Raw genomic sequence first — 22241 nt, forward strand, 5'->3', positions numbered from 1 at the left:
GCCAAGACGGGCGCCGGCCGGGAACCTCGCCGCATCGGTACACGGCGGTTCCCTGCTGGCCAGCCCGGGGCGGGGGCAGCCTGCATCGGGAACCCCCGGTCCGGTTGCGATTTCCCTGGCTCGGCGGATCAGAACCCGATCGTCGCGGATGCCAGGAACTGGTTCTTCTGGCTGACGCCGAAGCGGTTCTTGCCGCCGAGGATCCACTGGATTCCCACGCTTGCCGGCGTGCCGGGAATGGGTGCGTTCAACGCCAGCGTCAGGTGCCTGAACGCCTTGCCGACCGGCGCATTGCCCGCAAAGCAGCCGTTCACCACGAAGGCCGCGCCCGGGCCACAGGCAGTGCCCGTCAGCGTGTCGGTGGTGCCGAGATACTTGCCTTCCTTGCGATAGGTGTAGGCGCCCGCGGTGGCGCTGAATGTCATGCCGTAGGGCAGGGGCTGGGTGTAGACCAGCGTCCAGTACGTATCGCCCTTGTTGCCCCACACCACGTCGTTGAGCAGGGTTTGCGCGTTGAGGCTGACCGGACCGTAGGAGAGGCCCGCCTTGGTCTCCAATGCATTGGCGTGTTCGCCGTTGATGTAGTAGTAGGCGGTCATGCCCACGGTATAGCCGAGTTCGCCCGCCAGCTTGCCGCTGTAGGCGCCGTAGAAGTCGTTCTCCACGGAGCGGCTGCTCTGGAAATCGGTGATGCTGCGATCGCTGTAGGAACGACCGAGCTGGCGGTACGAATAGTTGATCATGGATGCCCAGTAACCAAGGCTCCAGCCGCTTTCATGGGCCAGGTCCAGGCCCCATTGCAGGGCTGGCCGCGAGGACTCGGGCGCGTCCGCCCCGGCATTGCCAAGCGGGGCGCCGTTGCCATAGGTGGTGGTGGCGCCGCGCAGGACATAGCGCGATACCAGGTCGAGGTGGCCAGTGAACGTATAGGGGGCTGCAGCGGCTTTCGGGTCGGCGGTGTCGGCGGCTGGCGCGGGCGCGGCGTCTTGCGCATGAACGATGCCTGCGCAGTGGGCTGAGGCAAGCAGGGCCAGGCCGGCGCAAAGGCTTCGGGCGGGATGACGGTGGTCGGGGATTCCCGGCATAGGGTGGCTCCAATCGGTGGACAATGGCAGGGAAGCCACCTCTCTGCGAAGTGAACCTCCCGGGCTTTTGTCCCGCCGTGGAGCCGCCGGCGCGCAAGGCGCCGGTGGCCGGTTGCTCTCGGACCAGTCATCGTGCTCCCGGCACGATCGGAACCCTAGCTACCCTTCGGTGAGCGACATGTGGTCGCCTCCCCGAGGACATGGATACGCAAGTAGCATGCCACGAACCCGCGCCGTGAATGCGCCGGGAAGCGAGGAAACACGCAGCCAAGGGTGCACCAATGCGGCGTGCAGTACCGCCACCGCTGCACGTTGCTTGTGAGGCATCGCGGCAACGCGCTGGTTTCGGGAGGCTCTCTCAGATCATCCGCCCTCCGCTCCTGCTCACGACCAAGGATTTCGCGGATCTCATGCTGTCTTTGGTGCAGATGCCCTACCATTCCGTGTTGAGGATCACCGCTCGCGGTGCCAGAATTCCAGCATGGCGCGATCGCGTGACCGCAGAGAAGAACGGGCCGGTACGGACGACAGGCCGGGCGCATATGGACCCGCATATGGACCGAAAGCCGCTCAACGAGGCGCCGCATGGGTCGGTGATGTTCGCCGATCTCAGCGGCAGCACCAGGCTGTACGAGGTGGCCGGCAATGCGGCGGCCATGGCCGCGGTCGCGCGATGTCTCGGCGTCATGCGGTCCTGCTCCGAAGATGCCGGCGGGCGCATCGTCAAGACCATCGGCGACGAGATCATGGTGCTGTTCCCTGCGGCCGGGCGCGCGCTGCAGGCCGCGCTCGACATGCAGTCCGCGGTGTCCCAGCTGCCGCCGGTGTCCGGCGTTCCGATGTCGATGCATATCGGCTTTCACCACGGGCCGGTGCTGTCCGATGCATCGGGCGACGTGTTCGGCGATACCGTCAACCTCGCCGCGCGGCTGTGCAAGCTGGCGTCGCGCGGACAGATCATCACCAGCGCCGAGTCCGTGGAGCAGCTTCCCGAGTGGCTGCGCCAGACCACGCGCTACCTGTACCCGACACAGGTGCGCGGCCGCGAGCAGCCGGTCGAACTGTTCGAGGCGATCTGGCAGCAGGCCACCGACCTGACCCTGGTCGATACCGGAAGCCCGCGGACCGCCTGCTCGGTGTTTCTCACGCTGCGCTACCGGGCGGCGGTGGTGGAGATGAATCTCGCCTCGGCGCCCGTCACCATCGGTCGTGACAGCGGCATGACGATCGTGGTGTCGGACCGGCGCGCCTCACGCTTCCAGGCCACCGTGGAGACGCGCGGTGGCCGCTATGTGCTGGTCGACCGGAGTTCGAACGGCACCCATGTCACCATCGACGGCGAAGAAAGTTTCATCCTGCGTCGCGACGACGCCATGCTGCGCAGTCACGGCTGGATCACGTTCGGCCAGGCGATGGACGACACCGAGGAGGGGGTGGAGTTCTTCGTGCGCGTCGATCGCGTGTGACGGCTGGCGCATCACCATTGCGCGGCGAAGCCTGCCCGGCAGGCCTGCACCATCTCCCGGGCCAGCGCCTGGCGCTGCGCCGGCTCGACAGCCATGGCTTGCGCCATGCCCGACGCAAGCGCGTCGACAGGCACCGCCGCCGGTGCGCCCGCAGTGCCCCAGGTGTCGCCGAAGGCCGCCTGCTTGCTTGCCGCAAGCGATTGCCCCGGACGCAGCAGGCCCATGCGCGGCAGCGCCCACGCGCCGGCGACGATGCCGCCATGCAAGCTGCTGCCGGCAAAGCCGCGGCTTTGGGCGACCAGCGCGCAGATGTCCCACGGGTCGAGCGAGCCGAACATGGCTACGTGCACACCGCCCATGCGCGTCGCCAGCCGCCGGTAGACGTCCAGGTCGTCATGCCAGGGTGCCGCGCCGGCCCGGAACAGCACGATGCCAAGATCTGCTTCGCGGGCCAGCTGTTCGAGCTGACGGGCAAGCGCCGCCAGCGTCGCGTCGTCGCCGAAGTCGGCGCTGCACTGCACGGCCAGGTAGCCGTGCGGAAATGCGGCCATGACGCCGGCCGGCTCGCCGCGCCTGGCATGCCGGTCGATGCGCGGCGCAAACAGCTCGGCCACCATCACGACCGGGTCCGGCTCGAGATGGCAGCTGACGCCCGCGGATTCCAGCATGGCGTGGGTGTGCCGGTCCCGCACGCCCACGCGCGTGGCGGCCCTCAGCTTGGCCACGACTTCGGCGCGCATGGCAGGGTCCAGCCGATCGAGGTCGATCCCCCCGACCGCGTGGTAGCTCACGTTCACGACGTTGGCAAACAGGCCATCGGGCAGCAGGTATGGGGCAAGGTCGCGCAGCCCGAGTTGCTCGCGTGCCCAGGCCGCGCGTGCGGCCGGCCCGGCATCGAGCCGCGCGACGACGGCCGGCGCCTCGGTGGCCGGGAGCAGCATCACGGCAGCCTCCCATGCGCTGCAGGTCAGGATCTCGCCGCCGACATGGACGATGTCCACCGGCGTGTCGCCCAAGCGCGCGGCCAGCCGCGCCAGCGCCTGCACCTTGTGGCCGCCGCAGCCCGACAAGTCGCGCTGCGCCAGGCCACCATAGTGCAGCGCGCGCCCGGTCATGCCATGTGCCACCACATGCGCCAGCAACAGGTCGCCGAAGTTGTGGCGGTCGAACGCGCCGAAGAGGATGGCAGGGCGATCGCCTGACACCTGGTCTACTCCAGGTCCTGTCGGCGCCGTTCAGCCTGCCGCGGACACCTGGCCGCGCCGCCAGGCCGGAACGCAGACCGCGGCGAGCAACACGGTGGGCAGCAGCATGCACCAGACCGAAAACCTGGCATAGCCGAGCGCACCGAGGATGGCACCCAGCGCGAAGGCGGCCAGGGCCGGCCCCATCTTGTGGAGCCGGCGCCGGATCGCGTCCCGCTGGGGCCCGGATGTGCCCGGAAGGTCCACGAGGTCGACGACGATCTGCGTGGTGTTGCCCGTCATGATCGTGGTCGGTCCCAGATCCAGCAGGGAAGTCCGCGACAGCGCGTTCTGCATGCCCATGGCCATGACGGCCAGCATGCCGGCCACGATCGCCGCCGGTGCTGACGGGTCGGTGACTGGCGCCGCGTGCAGGCTGGCGGCCATGAACAGCGCCAGCAGCACGGCTTCCACCAGCAGCAGCGGGGCGACCGGGGAGCGTCGGGTCCTGGCGATGCGCACCTCTGCCAGCCGGGTTGCCGCGACGGCCAGCACGAAGGCCGGCAGTGCCAGCAGCTTGGCCAGCAGGCCCGGCGCGTTGCCCGCGACATCGACGCCGATCATGATGAAGTTGCCCGTCACATGCGCCGTGAACAGGCCGAACAGCGAGATGAAGCCGACCACGTCCACATAGCCCGCGATAAAGGCCAGGATGCAGCCGGTCGCCGGCCCTGCTACGGGAGCGGCCGCGTCCGGCGGCTGGGCGGGGCTCAAGGCTGTCTCCGCGACGGCGCCAGGCGTCCGTCAGAAGTTGTGGCGCATGCCGAGCGCAAAGGTCTGCGGGTCCGCGCCCGCGTGGACGCCAACGCTGTTGATGGCAAAGTCATAGGCGGCGTTGCTGCGGTTGTTGATGCGGCTGTAGTAAGCATAGACGGCGGTGCGCTTGGACAGCGGGTAGTCATAGCCGACCGTCACCTGGAACGCGCCGGTCTGCGCGCCACTGCGCACCGAGCCGATCGTTTCCGTGGCGCTGCCCGCGCCGTCGGATGCGAAGGTGAAGCCGGCACGCACGCTGCCGGTCCCGGCCTGCTGCACCAGTGCGACGTAGTAGCTGTTGCGCGTCAGGTCGCCGGTGGCGGTGCGGTAGTGCAGGCGCTCGTAAGCGGCACTGATGCGCGTGGAGGGAAACTGGTACGACACGCCGGCCTTGATCGCATCGTCGTTGCGGCCGGCGGTCTGGTAGGCATGGTGGATCTCGTAGGCCAGGGTCAGGTTGAGCGGGCCGCGGTCATAGCCCGCCGCGAACGAATACAGCGCGGGATTGCGCGGCACGGTATTCCGTTCTTCCGGCAGCCCCCACGCAAAGGCACCGCCCAGGCCGTTCCATTTCGGGGTCTGGTAGTGCAGCGAGTTCTTCTGGCGCCGGTCGAAGGAACTGGTGTTCTCGACGTTGTCGGTGGTGGCCGCGGCGCCGTTGCCCATCAGCGCCATATAGCCGGCCGTGGTCGGGTAGTACGGGTCGTAGCCCTTGGTCGAGCTGGTATAGGGCGTGTCCCAGTTGCCCATGAACAGCGTGCCGAAGTGGCCCTGCAGGCCGAGCCGCGTATCGCGCGCGGCGATCTGGCCGGCACCGGTGTCGATCGACAGCGTGCTCTCGATCTGCCAGATCGCCTTGAGCCCGTAGCCGAGTTCTTCTTCGCCGCGCAGGCCGAACACCGAACGGTTGCTTGTGAGGCGCGACAGCCCGCCGGGCTTGGTGCCGTCCGTGGCCGTGGTCACGGTCACATACTCCGCGGCCGCGTTGAGCCGGCCATAGACGGTCACGGCATTGTCCGCCAGCGCGGGCCACGCGGCCATGGCGCACAGCGCTGCCGCTACGGCGCCAAGGCACCGGGGCGCGGCCATGCGGTTGGTGCGGGCAATCATCGATGCCGCCCGCACCAACCGTACAGTAGCCGGCTCATTGCCCGCCTTCCTTGCCACGCGCCGCAAGCGTGACGGGCGCATCGGCGGCGCCATCCGCCTTGGGCGGCGCGCCGGTGATCTTGGGCACGCATTCGCTGCGGAACCACGCGGCGGTGACGGGTTCGCCGGCGACCAGCCGCTTCACCGTCGGCACGACCTGCTCGCCGATCAGCATGCCGAGCAGGCCGATCAGCGCGATCGCCGGCGGCGCCGGGGAGCGCACCTGCAGCAACGCATAGATGATGCCGACGAGCACGCCGGCCGCGAGTGAGACAAAATAGACCTTCATCACTGACCTCCTGTTGGTGCGGACCGCTTCAGGGCCTTGTCCTGGCCATGTCCTGGCCGTGTCAGAACGCCCAGCACGAGCAGCCGAGCGCGCCCCAGAATGTGCCTTCGTCCGAGACCGGCATATCGGATGTCCAGGCCCTGGCATGCGCGTGGCCATGCACGCCGCAGGCGCTGTCGCAGCCGCATGCGGTGCTCAGCGCCAGCGCGCGTGCCTGTGCCGTCGGGCGAGGCTGGTAGCCGCCCACATGCCGCACCGGCGACCAGTCCGGCATGGGCGGCGGCAGGTCCGGCGCATGCTTGCCGAAGTCGCCGTCGCCATGGACCACCTTGCCGCCCAGCACGGTCATCACGGAAGTGATGTCCTGGATATCGTCGCCGGGCACCGTGAAGTAATCCTGGGAAAGAACCGCGAGATCCGCAAGCTGGCCCACGGCGAGCTGCCCCTTCTTGCCCTCCTCGTTCGAGAACCACGTGTTGGCTTCAGTCCAGAGCCGCAGCGCGGTTTCCCGGTCGAGCAGGTTGGCCTGCGGATACATCGACATGCCACCCACGGTCTTGCCGGTGGTGAGCCAGTACAGCGACACCCACGGGTTGTAGGAGGCCACGCGTGTGGCGTCGGTGCCGGCGCCGACCTTCACGCCTCTTTCCAGCATCTTCTTGACCGGCGGCGTGGCTTCGGCAGCGCGTGCGCCATAGCGCTCGACAAAGTACTCGCCCTGGTATGCCATACGGTGCTGCACCGCGATGCCGCCACCGAGCGCGGCGATGCGGTCGATATTGCGGTCGGAAATCGTCTCGGCGTGGTCGAAGAACCAGTTCAGGCCGTTGAACGGAATGTCTTTGGCTACCTTCTCATAGACATCCAGCGCACGGGAGATGGTCTGGTCGTAGGTGGCATGCAGCCGCCACGGCCAGCGCTTCTCCGCCAGCAGGCGGATAACCGGCTCCAGATCGGCTTCCATCGACGGCGCCATGTCGGGGCGCTCGACACGGAAGTCCTCGAAGTCGGCCGCCGTGTAGACCAGCATTTCGCCGGCGCCATTGTGGCGATAGAGGTCGTCGCCCTGGCCTGGCTTGACGGTCGACGTCCAGGTCTTGAAGTCGCTCAGCTCTTCCTTGGGCTTCTGCGTGAACAGGTTGTACGCGAGCCGCACCGTGAGCTGCCCCTCCTTGTGCAGCTCTTCGATGATGCTGTAGTCCTCGGGGTAGTTCTGGTAGCCGCCGCCGGCATCGATCACGCCGGTCACGCCCAGGCGGTTCACCTCGCGCATGAAATGGCGCGTGGAGTTCTTCTGGTACTCGGGCGGAAGCTTGGGACCCTTGGCCAGCGTGGCGTACAAGATCGTCGCGTTCGGCTTGGCCAGCAGCAGGCCGGTGGGATTGCCAGCCTTGTCGTGCACGATCTCGCCGCCCGGCGGGTTGGGTGTGTCCTTGGTATAGCCCACGGCGCGCAGCGCCGCGCCGTTCAGGATGGCGCGGTCATACAGGTGCAGGATGAACACGGGTGTGTCCGGTGCCGCCGCGTTCAGTTCATCGATGGTCGGCAGGCGCTTCTCGGCGAACTGGTGCTCGGTGAAGCCGCCGACCACGCGCACCCACTGCGGAGCGGGTGTGCGCGCCACCTGGTCGCGCAGCATGCGCATGGCGTCGGCGAGCGAGCGTACGCCGTCCCAGCGCAGCTCCATGTTGTAGTTCAGGCCGCCGCGGATGATGTGCATGTGGCTGTCGATCAGCCCGGGGATCACGCGGCGTCCGCCGAGGTCGATCACGCGCGTGTCGCCGGCGGCGGTCTGCATGATCTCCTGCTTCGTGCCGACGGCGGCAAAGCGGCCATCGCGGATGGCGACGGCTTCGGCTTGCGGATTGGCCCGGTCCAGCGTGGTGAACTTGCCATTGACGAGAATCAGGTCCGGGGCGGTCGAAGCATTCATGGCGAAACTCCTGGAGGCAGCCGCCGCGCCGAGCGCTGCGGCTCCGGCAATGAACTGGCGGCGGGTCATGGGCGGTGCGGTGCGGTCCGTATTATCGTTCTCGCGAGGCATTCTGTCTGGTGGAGAACGGCCGGGGCAAGGCGAACCGGGCGGTCGCGTCATGCGCCCGGCCGCGTGGGCGTCCGGGGACGGGGCGGTGGCTTTCGGCGCAAGCGCGGCAGTCCCTCCCGCCGCGCCCGCATTCAGCCCGGGAAGGGGTCAGCGCGCCGGAACGGCAGGAATGGCCTCGTGCTTCTGCGCCGTGCGTTGCGGCGCCTTGTGCACCATGGTGTAGGCATAGTCCACACCCATACCATAGGCACCCGAATGTTCCTTGACCAGTGCCATCACGGCGTCATAGGTGTCGCGGCGCGCCCAGTCGCGCTGCCACTCGAGCAGGACCTGCTGCCAGGTAACGGGCACGACGCCGGCCTGGATCATGCGCTGCATGGAGTAATCGTGCGCTTCCTTCGATGTGCCACCGGAGGCATCGGCGACCATGTAGATCTCGTAGTTGCCTTCGTTCATCGCGCTGAGCGCGAAGGTGTTGTTGCAGACTTCCGTCCACAGGCCTGAAACCACGACTTTCTTGCGGCCCGCCGCCGCCAGCGCGTCACGCACCTTCTGGTCGTCCCACGAGTTCATCGAGGTGCGTTCCAGCAGCTTGTGGTCGGGAAACACATCGAGCAGTTCGGGATACGTGAAGCCGGAGAAACTCTCGCTTTCCACGGTGGTGATCGTGGTCGGAATGTTGAAGATCTTCGCGGCCTTCGCCAGCCCGACTACATTGTTCTTCAGGGCTTGCCGGTCCATCGACTGCACGCCGAATGCCATCTGCGGCTGCTGGTCAATGAAGATCAACTGGCAGTTTTGCGGGGTCAGGACTTCAAGCTTCGGATTGCTCACGGTTTTCTCCAGGAACGAAAAGACAGCCATGTCTCCGGTTCGGCACGTGGGCCTGCGCGGGCATGGCGGGGGGATGCATCACCTGCGCACCGACGGCAGCCTTCGCGAGGCCGCTCGCCAGCAACGAAATCCGTTCGACGGTGGTGCGATGGCACCCGGGATGGACGGTGGCATTGGCCGGACCGTCCGCGTCGTGTGGCGAAAGTATATCGAGGCACTCGTCGCTGGCATAACGGATAGTTTCGAACAGACTATTCGAAGAAGTGGATGGATCATCGAATGGAAGGACCGCGATTCATCCCTAGCATTCTTGGATGCATCACGGTGATGCGGGTAGGGCAGCAGTGATGAAAGAAATAAAATCGCGTGTTAAGTTTTTTGTTCAATCTCTGATGAATTAATATGGCATCGCTTCGCCGGGCGTCGTGGTCGGCCGCCGGCAAAAGCGCTACGCGAACAGGGAGGGTCTTCGATGATCGAGCACGGCCGTGTCACCTCGCCCGGGACGCAAGCCCGGATATCCCGCTTCGCCACTCCGGCCGTGCGCTGGGTGGCGTTGCTGGGACTGTGCGCCGCCTATCTGCAGGGCGGGCTGGACAAGGCGCTGGATTTCCCGGCCGCCATCGCGGAGATGCAGCATTTCGGCCTGGCACCGGCCGGGCCACTGGCGGCGGCGACCATCGCGCTGGAACTGGGCGCTTCGGTCATGATCCTGACGGGCTTCTACCGCTGGCTCGGCGCGCTGGGCCTGGCCGGCTTCACGCTGATGGCCACGTTCCTGGCCAATCGCTTCTGGGATGTCTCCGGTGAGGCGCGCTTCATGATGGAGAACGCGTTCTTCGAACACCTGGGACTAGTGGGCGGGTTCCTGCTGGTGGCCTGGCACGATCTGCGCGACCGGTCCTGAGAGGACCGCGGTCGGAAGCAGGCGCGGCCGTCAGGCCGGGGCCTGCAGCCCGAGGTGCTGCCGCAGCGTCTCGGCCAGCGTGTCCTTGCGCTCGATCCACCAGCCGATGGCCCGGCCGGGGTCCTTGCTGCGCCACGCGATATGCAGCGTCAGCGGCGAGCGTTCCTCGCCCAGCCGCCGGGCCACGAGTTGCCCCTTGTCAAGGTACGGTTGCGCCGCGCAGGCCGGCAGGTAGCCGCACGCCAGCCCGGAAAGCAGGACCGACAGCTTGGCATCGAGGGTCGGCACACTGATGTGCTTCTGCCCGTCCACGAGCGGCTGGACCATCTCGCTGGCGCCTTCCTGCGGCAGGCTGACTTCCACGAACTGGTGCTGCCACAGCACGGCGCAGTCGATCGGCTCTTCGGCTGCCGCCAGCGGGTGCCCGGGTGCGACCACGAAGACAGTCCGCACGCTTCCGGCCGGCACGGAAAACAGGCCCTGGACCGCGGGCGGATCCCCGACGGCGCCAATCAGCAGGTCTACGCTGTTCGATGCCAGCGCCTTCCAGTTATTGCCGAGCATCTCCTGCGAAAACAGCAAGCGGGTATAGCTGTTCTCCGCCTGGAATGCCGAGATGAACGGCAGCACTGCATCGAACGGAACCAGCGCATCCGTGGCGATCCTGAGTTCGGACTCCCAGCCGGCTTCCGCTCGCCTGACGCGCTCTTCCAGGTCATTCGCGGCGCGCAGCAGGCGGCGGCCTTCGTCGAGCAGGACTTCGCCGGCGGTGGTCAGGCTGACGCGGTGCGCACTGCGGTCGAACACCGTGACGCCCAGGTCGCTTTCCAGCTTCTGCACGACATAGCTCAGCGAAGAGGGGGCCTTATGCAGTTCCTTGCCGGCAAGTCCGAAGGTGCCGCAGCGCGCAATGGACTCGACAACCTGAAGCGCATCCAGCGTGATTTTCATCTGTAGATTTGTTGACCGTTTTGTACAAAGAGGTGTTTTCTTATATTAACTCGCGAAGAAAACGGAGCCGATCTTTTGAGATTCGCAAGGCATTGGAGACAAGGCATCCTGCGCGTGTTACTCCGCTTTGTTCCTCCAGTCACCTCCCAGCGGTCGTGCCACGTCTTCGAGCGGCCGCCGTTCCGCATCGACCCCGTAGCGCAAGGCCAGCAGCCCGGCAATGATGACCAGCGCGGCCCCGAGGCCGTAGCCCGCCGCTACCGCGTCGCGGCTGCCGCGCTCGATCAGCGCACCCAGCAGCACCGGCGCGATGAAGCCGCCCATGCCGGTCCCCAGCGCATAGAAGATCGAGATGGCCAGCGCACGCATCTCCAGCGGAAAGACTTCACTGGCCGTCAGGTACGCGGAGCTGGCCGCCGCCGAGGCCAGGAAGAACACCCCGGACCAGCACAGGGCCAGGCCGGTGGCATCGAGCCAGCCTTGCGTGAAGGCCCATCCCGTGGCCGCCAGGCCGATGCCTGACAGAACGTAGGTGATCGCGATCATGCGGCGCCGGCCGACCTCGTCGAAGAGCGGCCCCAGCACCAGCGGCCCGGCCGCGTTGCCGAGCGCGAACGGAAAGATGTAGAGCGCCACGCGGCCGTCCGGCACGCCATAAAAGCGCGTGAGCACGAGCGCATAGGTGAAGAAGATGGCGTTGTAGAAGAACGCCTGCGCCAGCATCAGTGCAAGCGTGATCAGGCTGCGCTGCCGATAGCGGCGCGCCAGCAGATAAAGCACGTCGCGCACGGAGGGAGACGCCGACGCGTGGGTGGCAGGGCCCGGATGGACGGTTGGCGCAAGCGGGCGGACCTGTCGCGTCGGGTACACCTGCGCCTCGATCCCGGCGATTGCCTGCTCCGCCTCGGCCGGCCGGCCATGCGTGGCCAGCCAGCGCGGGCTTTCTGGCACGTGCCGGCGCACCAGCATGATGGCGACGGCCAGCACGGCGCCCAGCGCGAAGCACGCGCGCCAGCCCCACACCGGCCCCAGCACGCGCGGGTCAAGCAGCACCAGGCTTAGCCCGGCACCGAGCGCTGCGCCCAGCCAGAAGCTGCCGTTGATGGCCAGGTTGACGCGGCCGCGCACGCGCGCGGGAATCAGTTCGTCGATGGCGGAGTTGATGGCCGCATATTCACCGCCGATGCCAAGGCCCGTGCAGAACCGGCACAGCGCGAACATGGCGAAGTCCGATGAGAACGCCGTGGCCAGCGTCGCCACCATATAGACGAGCAGCGTGGCCAGGAACAGCCGCTTGCGGCCCAGGCGGTCTGCCATGCGGCCGAAGACCAGCGCGCCGAGCACGGCGCCGCCGATATAGAGCGAGCCCGTCCAGCCAACTTCGGTCGCGCTCAGTGCCAGCGTGTCGCGCCGTTCGAGCACGGCACCGACCGACCCGACCAGCGTGACCTCAAGGCCATCGAGCACCCACGCGATGCCCAGCGCCAGCACGACGCGCCAGTGCCAGCGCGACCAGGGCAGGCGGTCGAGGCGCGCGGGGATATCGCTCTGCGCGCCGCTCGCGGAAGAGTGGGGATCGCCTCGCGTCGAAATGTCGAAGTGTCGAGATGTGGGAATCCGAAGCCGGGCCCGCACGCACCCGTGCGTGCGCCGATGCGGGTCAGTATAGGCGTTCGGTGATGTGAGCCGGCGCGGCCGGGCTCATGGGGCCGGCGTCGCTTCGGGCGCCGGTTCGCGGACTGATGGGCGAGTGGCTCAGCGGCTACAGCCCATGGCGCGCAGCATCGAATGGCCGTCGCTCGTCAGGCGCGGGCTTTGCCGCTGGCCGTTCAGGATCTCGAGCCGGACGAGTTCCTTGTCGACGAGCGCGTGGAGGTCGACAGGATCGATCTGCCGGGAGTCGGTGGTATCGAGGGATTCGGGGCCGCCGCTGATCAGCAGCAGCGTAGCGAGTTCATGCGGGCTCAGCACGTTCGTCTCCTTGAATGAAGGGGGTCGCTTTGCTGGGACTGGCGCGGAACGGATGCCGCGCGTTCGAAGCCAAGAAATTACGCAAGACACATGCCTGCGTCACGCACCAATGCGGCGCGATACGGCGGCGCCATGCTGCAGCGCGTCAATGCGTTTCCGAGGACTAAGGCGTTTGACGCCGGAGCAACGGCCGGGTTCCGCAGAGGATCAACGTTCCGTGCTTGCCGCAGTTAAGCCGGGTGCACTACAACCAATAAGGCCGTTGCCGTCGCCTTGCCGCTATTGCGGATCGTGTGTGGCACGTCCGCCGCATAGCGCGCCGTTTCACCATGCCGCAATTTCTTTTCGTCCGCACCGGCCTGCACCGACATGGCGCCACTGAGCACCGAAAGGTGTTCCTGCGTGCCGGTTTCGTGCGCCTCGGAGGCCAGCACGCCGCCGGCCTGGATCGTCAGTTCATACCATTCGAAACGCCCGGCCAGTTCGATCGGGCCGAGGATCTTCAGCTCGCAGTGGCCGTCGGGGCTCTTGAGCGAGGGGATGGCGTGCGGTTGCACCAGCGCGATGCCGCCCGCCGGGCGGCCTCCCGCATCGGCGGACAGGAGATCGGCAAGGTTGATGCCCAATGCATTCGCCAGGCGCCAGAGCACCGCCACGGTCGGGTTGGTCAGGTTGCGCTCGATCTGCGACAGCATCGACTTGGATACGCCGGCCCGGCGCGACAGGTCGTCGAGCGAAAGCTGCTGCTCCTGGCGCAGCGCCTGCAGCGCGGCGCCGACGGCGGGTGGCCCATCGGCCTGCGGCTTCTGGATGGGGGGTTGCGTCATGGCGGTTGGTTCGTTATATTGCACAAAACGTTCTTTTTAACGAATGTGTTCGATTTATCGATCAGATCCTAGCATCGGGAGCCAAACCATGTCGAGTGCCGAGGCATTCTACGCATCCGTGCGTGCAGAGCTTGACGCCATCCGCCAGGCGGGGCTGTACAAGGAAGAGCGCGTCATTGCCACGCCGCAGGGCGCGCGCGTGCGCACCACCGATGGCCGCGAGGTCATCAACCTGTGCGCCAACAACTACCTTGGCCTGTCCTCCCATCCGCGCGTGATCGAGGCCGCGCACGAGGCGCTGCGCACGCATGGCTTCGGCCTGAGTTCGGTGCGCTTCATCTGCGGCACGCAGGACCTGCACAAGACGCTGGAAGCCAGGCTGGCCGGTTTCCTCGGCACCGAGGACACCATCCTCTACGGCTCGGCGTTCGATGCCAACGGCGGACTGTTCGAAACCCTGCTGGGCGCGGAAGACGCCATCATCAGCGACGAACTCAACCACGCCTCCATCATCGACGGCATCCGCCTGAGCAAGGCTCGCCGCTACCGCTACAAGCACAACGACATGGACGACCTGCGTGCGCAACTCGCGCAGGCCGAGGCGGACGGCGTGCGCTACAAGCTGGTGTTCACCGACGGCGTGTTTTCCATGGACGGCACCATTGCGCGCCTGGACAAGATGCGCACCCTCTGCGACGCGCATGGCGCGCTGCTCGGCATCGACGAATGCCATGCCACGGGTTTCCTGGGCGCGCGCGGGCGCGGCACGCATGAACTGCGCGGCCTGTTCGGCAAGATCGACATCATCACCGGCACGCTGGGCAAGGCGCTCGGCGGCGCGTCCGGCGGCTTCACCAGCGCGCGCAAGGAAGTGGTTGCGCTGCTGCGCCAGCGCTCGCGGCCGTACCTGTTCTCGAATACGGTCGCACCGGCCATCGTGGGCGCGTCGATCGCCGTGCTCGACATCCTGGAAGGCAGCACGGAACTGCGCGACCGGCTGGAGCGCAACACCGCATTCTTCCGCAAGGGCCTGGCCACGCTCGGCTTCGACGTGAAGCCGGGCGAGCACCCGATCATCCCGATCATGGTCTACGACGCCGAAAAGGCCCAGAAGCTCGCGCAGCGGCTGCTGGAGCTGGGCGTGTATGTGGTGGGCTTCTTCTATCCCGTGGTGCCGAAGGGCCAGGCACGCATCCGCGTGCAGATGAGTGCGCTGCACGACGAAGCGGCGCTGCAGGCGGCGCTCGATGCGTTCGGCCAGGCCGGCCGTGAACTGGGGCTGGCCCGATGAGCGATGCGGCACCGAAAATCCTGATCGTCGGCGCCAACGGGCAGATCGGCTCCGAGCTTGCGCTGGCACTGGCCGAGCGCTATGGCAGGACCAGCGTCATCACGTCCGACGTGGTGCCGACCGGGCGCCATGTGCACCTGACGCACGAGATGCTCAACGCCACCGACCGCGGCGGGCTGGCGACGATCGTCGAACGCCATGGCATCACGCAGATCTACCTGCTGGCCGCGGCCTTGTCGGCCACCGGCGAGAAGGCGCCGCAGTGGGCCTGGAACCTCAACATGACCAGCCTGCTGAACGTGCTGGAGCACGCGCGGCAGTTCGGCATCGAGCGCGTGTTCTGGCCGAGTTCCATCGCCGCCTTCGGCCCCACCACGCCGCGCGAGCACACGCCGCAGAAGACCGTGATGGAGCCCACGACCGTCTATGGCATTTCCAAGCAGGCGGGCGAGGGCTGGTGCCGCTGGTACCACGACAACCATGGCGTGGACGTGCGCAGCCTGCGCTATCCGGGGCTGATCTCGCACAAGACGCCGCCGGGCGGTGGCACCACCGACTATGCCGTGGACATCTTCCATTCGGCGGTGAAGGGCGAGCCCTATACCTGCTTCCTGCGCGAAGACGAGCGCCTGCCGATGATGTACATGCCCGACGCCATCCGCGCGACCATCGAGCTGATGGAGGCGCCCGCGGACAAGCTGACCGAGCGCGGCAGCTACAACGTTGCCGGCGTGAGCTTCACGCCAGCCGACATTGCCGCGGCCATCCGCAGGCAGGTGCCCGGGTTCGAGGTGCGCTACGAACCGGACTACCGGCAGGCGATTGCGCAGGGCTGGCCGGATTCGATCGAGGATGCGGTGGCCCGGCGCGACTGGGGCTGGGCACCGCAGTACGGGCTGGAGGAGATGGTCCGGGACATGCTGGAGAACCTGCGCCAGACCGCGGGCCTGGCGCATCCGTCAACCTAGGCGGCGATCTACGCCAGCCAACCCCACTTCCGCGCCCCGGCCAGCGGATTGCGGCCGCCCCGTCAGCGCGCCGCAGCTTGCGTGCCGCCGATCACGACGCGTACGTCCTCGGCACCGATGCGTACCGGTCCGGCCTGGCCGACCAGGTCCCCCGCCTGCGGCGTCGCATTGCCGCTTGCCGAGATGCGCGCCTCCACCATGACCTGCTGCTGGCCCGACAGCTTGCGTTCCGGCGTCAGTGCCTGCGAATCGTCCAGCGTGAATCGCAGCGGCAGGTCGCGCACGGTCCGGCGCAGCACCGCGAGCGGCATGCGCGGGCCGTCAACCGCGCGGGCGTAGAGGAAGACGGTTTCATCCTGTCCCGGTGTCCTGCCGGTATCGGGCGCGAGCGCGAGCGTGCCGCTGATGCTCGCGGCGGCAGGCGGCTTGCCGGTGCCGCGTGCGGCCGCCAGGTTGGCCGCAACCCGCGCCGCGGTCTGCGAGTCAGGCGGCAGCAGGCGGTACAGGCGTTCCCAGTATGCGATGGCTTCGCCGGTCTCGCCACGCTCCGCGGCCGCGCTGCCAGCAAGTGCGAGGCCCTTGGGATCGTCGGGATCGAGCGCCAGCGCGCGCCGGATCTGCTCCATCGCCGGCCCTTCGAGCGAGCCGCCGTTCACGCTTGCCAGCACGTCGGCATAGTCCGAGCGCAGTGCCGCGACCGCGGGCGCGAGCGCAACGGCCCGGCCAAAAGCGGCGGCCGCGTCGTCATAGCGCTGCAGCGCCGTGTACGAGCGGGCGAGCATCGACCAGCCCTCGGGATCATCGGGTTTGTCGCGCAGGCGCGTGGCGAGCTGATTCACCATGCCTTCGACCTGCGCGACGCTCAGTTCGTGCTGGCTGTCCCCGGCCGCGTGCATGTCGCCGGCGCCCCAGAGTGCTACCGGATTGCCCAGATGCAGGTAGAGCAGGATGGCCGCGCTGGGCAGCAAGGCCAGCAGGGCGGCGGCCAGCAGCGCGCAGGAACGGTGCTCGCGCGGCGTGATGCCAGGCTGCCCGGTGTCGTCGAGCAGGCGGTGCGCGAGTTCGTCGCGCGCCTCCGCGTGGCGCGCGGGGCTCAGCGTCCCGGCGCGCAGGTCGGCGTCGAGTTCGCGCAGCTGGTCGCGATAGACGTCGCGCAATGCCGGGGCGGGGCGGTCCGCCACCACGGCGCCCGACGGCTGGCGCAACAGCGGCCACAGCAGGCCGGCCATGGCCGCGGCCATCAGCGCGGCGGCAAGGAACCAGAACGTGGTCATGGCGGTGACAGCGGTGGCAGCGGTGGCAGCGGTGGTGAAGGGTCGGCGGCAGGCGCGGACGCACGCGGCGGCGGCTCGTCGAGCAATTGCGCAAGCCTGCGGCGATCGGCGTCATCGAGCGGGGGCGTGGGCGCCGCGCGGCGCGACCGGACGCGCCACAGGCCCGCCCCGACCGCGATCAGCAACAGCACGGGGCCGAACCACAGCAGCCACGTCAGCGGCTTGAGCGGCGGCTTGTAGAGCACGAAGTCACCGTAGCGCTGCACGAGATATTGCTTCACCTCGTCGTCGCTGGCGCCTTGGCGCAACTGTTCGCGGACCTGCCGGCGCAGGTCGACCGCCAGCTCGGCATTGGAATCGGCCAGCGTCTGGTTCTGGCAGACCAGGCAGCGCAGCTGCTCGGACAAGGCATGGACGCGCGCATCGAGTTCGGCGTCGGTGGGCGTGGCGGCGCCGGCGTGCAGGGCAAATGCAAGGGCAAATGCAAGGGCGAAGGCCAGGGCGCAGCAGGCGAGGACGGCGCTACGCATGCCCATCCCCCTTCTCCAGCGACTCCAGCAGCGGAATCAGCTTGCGTTCCAGCACTTCCTTCGTCACCGGGCCGACCTGCTTGTAGCGCACCACGCCGGCCTTGTCGATCACGAAGGTCTCGGGCACGCCATACACGCCGAAGTCGATGCCCACGCGCCCGTCGGTATCGACCAGCGAAGCCGTGTAGGGATTGCCCATGCGCCGCAGCCAGTCGCGCGCGGCGCCGTCCTGGTCCTTGTAGTTGAGGCCGTAGAGCGGCACGCGCGAGCGCGCGGCGAAATCGACCAGCACCGGGTGCTCGGCGCGGCAGGCCGTGCACCAGGACGCCCAGACATTGAGCAGCCACACCTTGCCGCGCAGGTCGGCCGCAGCGAGCTTGTGCCCGTCCTGCTCCAACACCGGCAGCACGAACGCCGGTGCCGGCTTGCCGACCAGCGGCGACGGCAGCTCGCGCGGATCGTGCCGCAGTCCCGCGGCGAGCGCGACCGCGAGCGCCAGGAACACCGCAAGCGGGAGCAGGAAACGCGTCATGCCTGGGTCTCCTCCCGGCCGGCCAGTGCCAGCGCGGGGGCCTGGGTTTGCGTGGCATCGGCGGCCGGCGTGGCCGCGCTCTCGACCTGGCGGCGCAGGCGGTAGCGCCGGTCGCTCGCCGCCAACAGCCCGCCGAGCGCCATCAGTACGCATCCACCCCAGATCCAGTCGACGAACGGCTTGACATGGACGCGCACCGCCCAGCGCCCGTCCCCGAGCGATTCGCCGAGCGCAACGTAGAGATCGCGCGTGATGCCGCTGTCGATGGCGGCCTCGGTGGTCGGCATGTCCTGGCTGCGGTAGATGCGCCGCTCCGGCGCCAGCGTGGCCACCGTGCTGCCGTGGCGCGTCACGCTGACGGCGCCTCGCAGCGCTTCGTAGTTGGGGCCCGTGCCCGGTGCCACGCCGCCAAAGCGGAAATCGTAGCCGCCGACAGCCACCGTCTCGCCAGGCCGCATCGGCAGTTCGCGCAGGCTTTCCTGGCTGCTGACCAGCGTCACCCCGGCGATGAACACGCCCACGCCCAGGTGGGCCAGCAGCATGCCGTAGTAGCCGGCGGGCAGCTGGCGCAGCGTGGCAAGGCGGCGACCGCGCTGGTTGCGCAGCCGCGCGGCGAGGCTGGCTGCCGCGCTGGCCGCGCACCACGCCGCGAGCAGCAGGCCAAGCCCGGTCAGTGCCGAAGCGTTGCGCAGCACCAGCAACAGGCCGACACCGACGACGGCGCTGGCCACCGCGGCCCAGCGCAGCCGGCGTGCCATGTCCGGCAGCTCGCCATGGCGCCAGCGCGCCAGCGGCGCGGCGCCCATCAGCAGCACCGCAGGCGCCATCAGCGGCACGAACACCTGTTCGAAGTACGCCGGGCCCACCGAGATCTTGCCGAGTCCCAGCACGTCGAGCAGCAGCGGGTAGAGCGTGCCGAGCAGCACGGTGGCCGCGGCCACGGCCAGCAGCACGTTATTGGCCAGCAGGAAGGACTCGCGCGAGACCAGGCTGAAGCCCGTGCGCCGCGCGAGCCTGGGCGCGCGCCACGCGAACAGCGCGAGCGCCAGTCCGGTCACCAGCCCGAGCAGCGCCAGGATGAAGATGCCGCGCCTCGGGTCGACCGCGAAGGCATGGACCGAGGTCAGCACGCCGGAGCGCACCAGGAAGGTGCCCAGCAGGCTCAGCGAGAACGTGAAGATCGCGAGCAGCGCGGTCCAGGCGCGAAACGCGCCGCGCTTCTCGGTCACCGCGAGCGAGTGGATCAGCGCCGTGCCGGCGAGCCAGGGCATGAAGGACGCGTTCTCCACGGGATCCCAGAACCACCAGCCGCCCCAGCCCAGTTCGTAATAGGCCCAGGCGCTGCCGAGCATGATGCCGAGCGTGAGGAACATCCATGCCACGGTCGTCCAGGGCCGGGCCCAGCGCGCCCAGGCGGCGTCGAGGCGTCCTTCGAGCAGCGCTGCCACGGCGAAGGCAAAGGTCACGGCAAAGCCGACGTATCCCATGTAGAGCATGGGCGGATGGAACACCATGCCCGGGTCCTGCAGCAGCGGGTTCAGGTCGCGTCCGGCCATGGCCGGCGGCAGCAGGCGGATGAAGGGGTTGGACGCGAACAGCAGGAACAGCAGCAGGCCAGCGCTGATCGCGCCCATCACGCCGAGCACGCGTGCCACCATCGGCAGCGGCAGGCGGCGGCTGAAGACGGAGACCGCCAGCGACCAGAGCGCCAGCATCAGCGTCCACAGCAGCATCGAGCCCTCATGCCCGCCCCACACCGCCGCCAGGCGGTAGGCGAGCGGCAGGTCACTGTTCGAATTGGCGGCGACATAGCGCACGCTGAAATCATTGCCGGCAAAGGCCATGGTCAGCGACAGGTAGGCCAGCACCACGAGCGCGCACTGCACGCGCGCGGCGGGCCTGGCGACCGACATCCACGCCGGGTTGCCGCGCGCGGCGCCGGCCAGCGGCAGCGCGGCCTGCACCATAGCGGCCAGCAAGGCCACGATCAGCGCGAAGTGCCCGAGTTCCGGATTCACCGCTGCGTTCCCCGTTCGCCTTCCGCGAGCTGGCTGGCCATGCGCCGGTTGACCTGCTCCGCCTGTTTCAATGCATCGGCCGCTTCCGGAGGCATGTAGTTCTCGTCATGCTTGGCGAGCACTTCGCTGGCGACGAAGGTGCCGTTGCCGTCGAGCGTGCCGCGCGCGACCACGCCCTTGCCTTCGCGGAACAGGTCGGGCAGCAGGCCGCGATAGACCACGGGCACCTCGCGTGCCTTGTCGGTGACGATGAAACGGATGGTCATGCCATCGCCCTCGCGGCGGATGGAGCCGGGCGCGACCAGCCCGCCCAGGCGGAAGCTGCGCGCGGCCGGCGCCTCGTGCGCGGCGACCTGGCTCGGGCTGAAGAAGAACACCAGGTTGGAGCGGAAGGCATTGAGCACCAGCGCAAGCGCCACGCCGGCGCAGGCCAGCGCGGCCAGCAGCATGCCGAGGCGGCGGCGTCGCGGTGTCATCGCAGTATGGTCGGCGACGTCGGCGGCGTGTGCCGGGCAGCGCTGGCGCGGCTGCGCCGGCCCAGCAGCACCAGTTCGATGCCGATCAGCGCGAAGGCCATGCCGAACGCGCCGGCGATATAGCCGGCGTGGCCTGACAGCGAAGCCAGCGTGAAGCCACTCATGGTGCAGTCTCCCGAAGGTCGGCCGGCAGCGTACCGGCTTCGCCGCGCTCGCGCAGGATGCAGCGCACGCGCACCAGCGCCACGGCGATGGTGTACATCCAGCAGGCCAGCGTCATCACCAGCATGCCGGCCAGCATGGTCGCGGCCATCGACGGCGCCGCGGTCAGGCTGACCGAGGCGCCCTGGTGCAGCGTGTTCCACCACTGCACCGAAAAGTAGATCACGGGGATATTCGCCACGCCGACCAGCGCCAGCACCGCGCACGCGCGCTCGGCGCGCCGCGGCTCGTCGATGGCGGCCTCCAGCGCGATAAAGCCCAGGTAGAGGAACAGCAGGAGCAGTTCAGAGGTCAGGCGCGCATCCCACACCCACCACGTGCCCCAGGTCGGCTTGCCCCACAGCGCGCCGGTCCAGAGCGCGATGGCGGTGAACAGCGCGCCGGTCGGCGCCAGCGCCGAAGCCATCATCGACGACAGGCGCGTGCGCAGCACGAGCGCCAGCGCGCAGTAGCCGGCCATGACCAGGTAGATGAACATCGACATCCACGCCGCCGGCACGTGGATGAAGATGATGCGGTAGACCTCGCCCTGCTGCGCGTCGGTCGGCGCCGCGACGAAGGCCAGCCAGAGGCCGGCCACGAGCAGCAGCGCGGCGGCGGCGAAGAACCACGGCGCGAGCCGGCCCGCGAGCGGATAGAAGCGTACCGGCGCGGCAAAGGCCAGCCAGCCCGGCTGCCGGACCGGTCCCCGGCAGCCGGCAGCGTGGGCGGAGTGCAGCGGTTGGCTCATGCGGCCTACTCCATGGCGATGCGAAGCCCCGCCGCGGTCGCGAGCGGGCACAGGAACAGCGACAGCGCCAGGCAGGCGCCCAGCAGCGAGAACTGCGGCATGACGTCCAGGCCGGCGTCGGCCGCGGCGCCCGCGCTGGCGCCGAACACCAGCACCGGCACGCACAGCGGCAACACCAGGATGCACAGCAGCACGGCGCCGCCGCGCACGCCCAGCGTGAGCGCCGCGCCGACCGCGCCGATCAGGCTCAGCGCCGGCGTGCCGACCAGCAACGATGCGGACAGCAGCAGCGCCGGTCCCGCCGGCAGGCTGTATTGCTGGGCCAGCAGCGGCGTCAGCAACAGCAGCGGCAGGCCGCTGGTCAGCCAGTGCGCGCAGATCTTCGCCAGCACCAGCAAGGCCAGTGGCTGCGGCGACAGCAGCAGCTGGTCCAGACTGCCGTCGGCATACTCCTGCGCGAACAGCCGCGACAGCGACAGCATCGATGCCAGCAAGGCGGCGACCCACAGGATGCCGGGTGCCAGCGCGCGCAGCTGCTGCGGGTCCGGGCCGATGGCAAGCGGGAACAGGCTTGCCGCGATGACGAAGAACACCACGCTGCCCAGCAGGCTGCCGCGCCGCCGCCAGGCGAGCGAGAGGTCATGCATGATGATGGCGCCGAGCGTGGTCATCATGGC

The 22241-nt window shown here is 68.4% G+C and carries 23 protein-coding genes and 1 riboswitch; of the genes, 4 read left to right on the forward strand and 19 right to left on the reverse strand.

What is annotated here, in order from left to right; genetic code table 11:
* Positions 1-128: 128 nt before the first annotated feature.
* Positions 129-1085 (reverse strand): TorF family putative porin, encoded by a 957-nt coding sequence (locus tag KHO22_RS08630; protein ID WP_211946700.1) that lies wholly within the window; start codon positions 1083-1085, stop codon positions 129-131.
* 54 nt (positions 1086-1139) lie between these two features.
* A riboswitch (guanidine-I (ykkC/yxkD leader) is annotated at positions 1140-1255 on the reverse strand.
* Positions 1256-1639: 384 nt separating this feature from the next.
* Here KHO22_RS08630 and KHO22_RS08635 point away from each other — a divergent pair.
* Positions 1640-2551 carry an adenylate/guanylate cyclase domain-containing protein gene (locus KHO22_RS08635; protein WP_211946701.1) on the forward strand — a complete coding sequence of 304 codons (912 nt, stop codon included), beginning with the start codon at positions 1640-1642 and terminating at the stop codon, positions 2549-2551.
* A gap of 11 nt (positions 2552-2562) precedes the next feature.
* On the opposite strand, the gene KHO22_RS08640 is transcribed toward KHO22_RS08635, so the two are convergent.
* The 6 genes from KHO22_RS08640 to KHO22_RS08665 all read right to left on the reverse strand — a co-directional run bounded on the left by KHO22_RS08640 (position 2563) and on the right by KHO22_RS08665 (position 8867).
* Positions 2563-3756: a polysaccharide pyruvyl transferase family protein gene (locus KHO22_RS08640; RefSeq protein ID WP_230426798.1), complete on the reverse strand. Its 1194-nt coding sequence runs from the start codon at positions 3754-3756 to the stop codon at positions 2563-2565.
* Between the two features lie 30 nt (positions 3757-3786).
* Positions 3787-4509, reverse strand: coding sequence for a YoaK family protein (locus tag KHO22_RS08645; protein WP_211946702.1), 723 nt, complete (start codon positions 4507-4509; stop codon positions 3787-3789).
* A 30-nt stretch (positions 4510-4539) separates the two neighbouring features.
* Positions 4540-5661, reverse strand: a complete 1122-nt coding sequence (locus tag KHO22_RS08650; RefSeq protein ID WP_268914530.1) for a porin — start codon at positions 5659-5661, stop codon at positions 4540-4542.
* A 34-nt stretch (positions 5662-5695) separates the two neighbouring features.
* Entirely contained in the window at positions 5696-5989 is a 294-nt protein-coding gene (locus KHO22_RS08655; protein WP_211946703.1) for a XapX domain-containing protein, read from the reverse strand.
* A gap of 61 nt (positions 5990-6050) precedes the next feature.
* Positions 6051-7922, reverse strand: a complete 1872-nt coding sequence (locus KHO22_RS08660) for an amidohydrolase (protein WP_211946704.1) — start codon at positions 7920-7922, stop codon at positions 6051-6053.
* A 258-nt stretch (positions 7923-8180) separates the two neighbouring features.
* A complete protein-coding gene (locus KHO22_RS08665; RefSeq protein WP_211946705.1) occupies positions 8181-8867 on the reverse strand; it encodes a hydrolase in 687 nt (228 codons plus the stop codon).
* A gap of 472 nt (positions 8868-9339) precedes the next feature.
* Here KHO22_RS08665 and KHO22_RS08670 point away from each other — a divergent pair, with 472 nt between their 5' ends.
* Positions 9340-9774 carry a DoxX family protein gene (locus tag KHO22_RS08670; protein ID WP_211946706.1) on the forward strand — a complete coding sequence of 145 codons (435 nt, stop codon included), beginning with the start codon at positions 9340-9342 and terminating at the stop codon, positions 9772-9774.
* Between the two features lie 30 nt (positions 9775-9804).
* Here KHO22_RS08670 and KHO22_RS08675 read toward each other — a convergent pair whose 3' ends face one another.
* The 4 genes from KHO22_RS08675 to KHO22_RS08690 form a co-directional block, all read right to left on the reverse strand.
* The gene (locus KHO22_RS08675) at positions 9805-10725 is read right to left on the reverse strand and encodes a LysR family transcriptional regulator (protein WP_211946707.1); all 921 of its coding nucleotides are present in this window, start codon (positions 10723-10725) and stop codon (positions 9805-9807) included.
* A gap of 117 nt (positions 10726-10842) precedes the next feature.
* A complete protein-coding gene (locus KHO22_RS08680) occupies positions 10843-12318 on the reverse strand; it encodes an MFS transporter (protein ID WP_211946854.1) in 1476 nt (491 codons plus the stop codon).
* Between the two features lie 162 nt (positions 12319-12480).
* On the reverse strand, positions 12481-12696 hold the full coding sequence (locus KHO22_RS08685) for a hypothetical protein (RefSeq protein WP_211946708.1): 216 nt from the start codon (positions 12694-12696) through the stop codon (positions 12481-12483).
* Between the two features lie 230 nt (positions 12697-12926).
* Entirely contained in the window at positions 12927-13523 is a 597-nt protein-coding gene (locus KHO22_RS08690; protein WP_211946709.1) for a helix-turn-helix domain-containing protein, read from the reverse strand.
* An 88-nt stretch (positions 13524-13611) separates the two neighbouring features.
* Between KHO22_RS08690 and kbl the strand changes: the two genes are divergently transcribed.
* On the forward strand, positions 13612-14814 hold the full coding sequence (gene kbl / locus KHO22_RS08695) for a glycine C-acetyltransferase (RefSeq protein WP_211946710.1): 1203 nt from the start codon (positions 13612-13614) through the stop codon (positions 14812-14814).
* On the forward strand, positions 14811-15782 hold the full coding sequence (locus KHO22_RS08700; protein ID WP_211946711.1) for an L-threonine 3-dehydrogenase: 972 nt from the start codon (positions 14811-14813) through the stop codon (positions 15780-15782). Before kbl ends, KHO22_RS08700 begins: the two co-directional genes overlap by 4 nt.
* Before the next feature lie 62 nt (positions 15783-15844).
* On the opposite strand, the gene ccmI is transcribed toward KHO22_RS08700, so the two are convergent.
* From ccmI to ccmB, 8 genes are read right to left on the reverse strand one after another with little or no spacing between them, the layout of a single operon-like run.
* A complete protein-coding gene (ccmI, locus tag KHO22_RS08705) occupies positions 15845-17056 on the reverse strand; it encodes a c-type cytochrome biogenesis protein CcmI (RefSeq protein WP_211946712.1) in 1212 nt (403 codons plus the stop codon).
* A complete protein-coding gene (locus KHO22_RS08710; protein WP_211946713.1) occupies positions 17053-17586 on the reverse strand; it encodes a cytochrome c-type biogenesis protein in 534 nt (177 codons plus the stop codon). Before KHO22_RS08710 ends, ccmI begins: the two co-directional genes overlap by 4 nt.
* Positions 17579-18118 (reverse strand): DsbE family thiol:disulfide interchange protein, encoded by a 540-nt coding sequence (locus KHO22_RS08715; RefSeq protein ID WP_211946714.1) that lies wholly within the window; start codon positions 18116-18118, stop codon positions 17579-17581. Before KHO22_RS08715 ends, KHO22_RS08710 begins: the two co-directional genes overlap by 8 nt.
* Complete coding sequence (locus KHO22_RS08720) at positions 18115-20136, reverse strand: heme lyase CcmF/NrfE family subunit (RefSeq protein WP_211946715.1); 2022 nt, start codon at positions 20134-20136, stop codon at positions 18115-18117. Before KHO22_RS08720 ends, KHO22_RS08715 begins: the two co-directional genes overlap by 4 nt.
* On the reverse strand, positions 20133-20612 hold the full coding sequence (gene ccmE, locus KHO22_RS08725; protein WP_211946716.1) for a cytochrome c maturation protein CcmE: 480 nt from the start codon (positions 20610-20612) through the stop codon (positions 20133-20135). Before ccmE ends, KHO22_RS08720 begins: the two co-directional genes overlap by 4 nt.
* Complete coding sequence (locus tag KHO22_RS08730) at positions 20609-20776, reverse strand: heme exporter protein CcmD (protein WP_211946717.1); 168 nt, start codon at positions 20774-20776, stop codon at positions 20609-20611. The genes ccmE and KHO22_RS08730 overlap by 4 nt, the downstream gene beginning before the upstream one ends.
* Complete coding sequence (gene ccmC, locus KHO22_RS08735; protein ID WP_211946718.1) at positions 20773-21564, reverse strand: heme ABC transporter permease CcmC; 792 nt, start codon at positions 21562-21564, stop codon at positions 20773-20775. Before ccmC ends, KHO22_RS08730 begins: the two co-directional genes overlap by 4 nt.
* Before the next feature lie 5 nt (positions 21565-21569).
* Positions 21570-22238 (reverse strand): heme exporter protein CcmB, encoded by a 669-nt coding sequence (ccmB, locus tag KHO22_RS08740; protein WP_211946719.1) that lies wholly within the window; start codon positions 22236-22238, stop codon positions 21570-21572.
* Positions 22239-22241 lie beyond the last annotated feature (3 nt).

This window comes from Cupriavidus yeoncheonensis, assembly GCF_905397275.1.
Classification (GTDB): domain Bacteria; phylum Pseudomonadota; class Gammaproteobacteria; order Burkholderiales; family Burkholderiaceae; genus Cupriavidus; species Cupriavidus yeoncheonensis.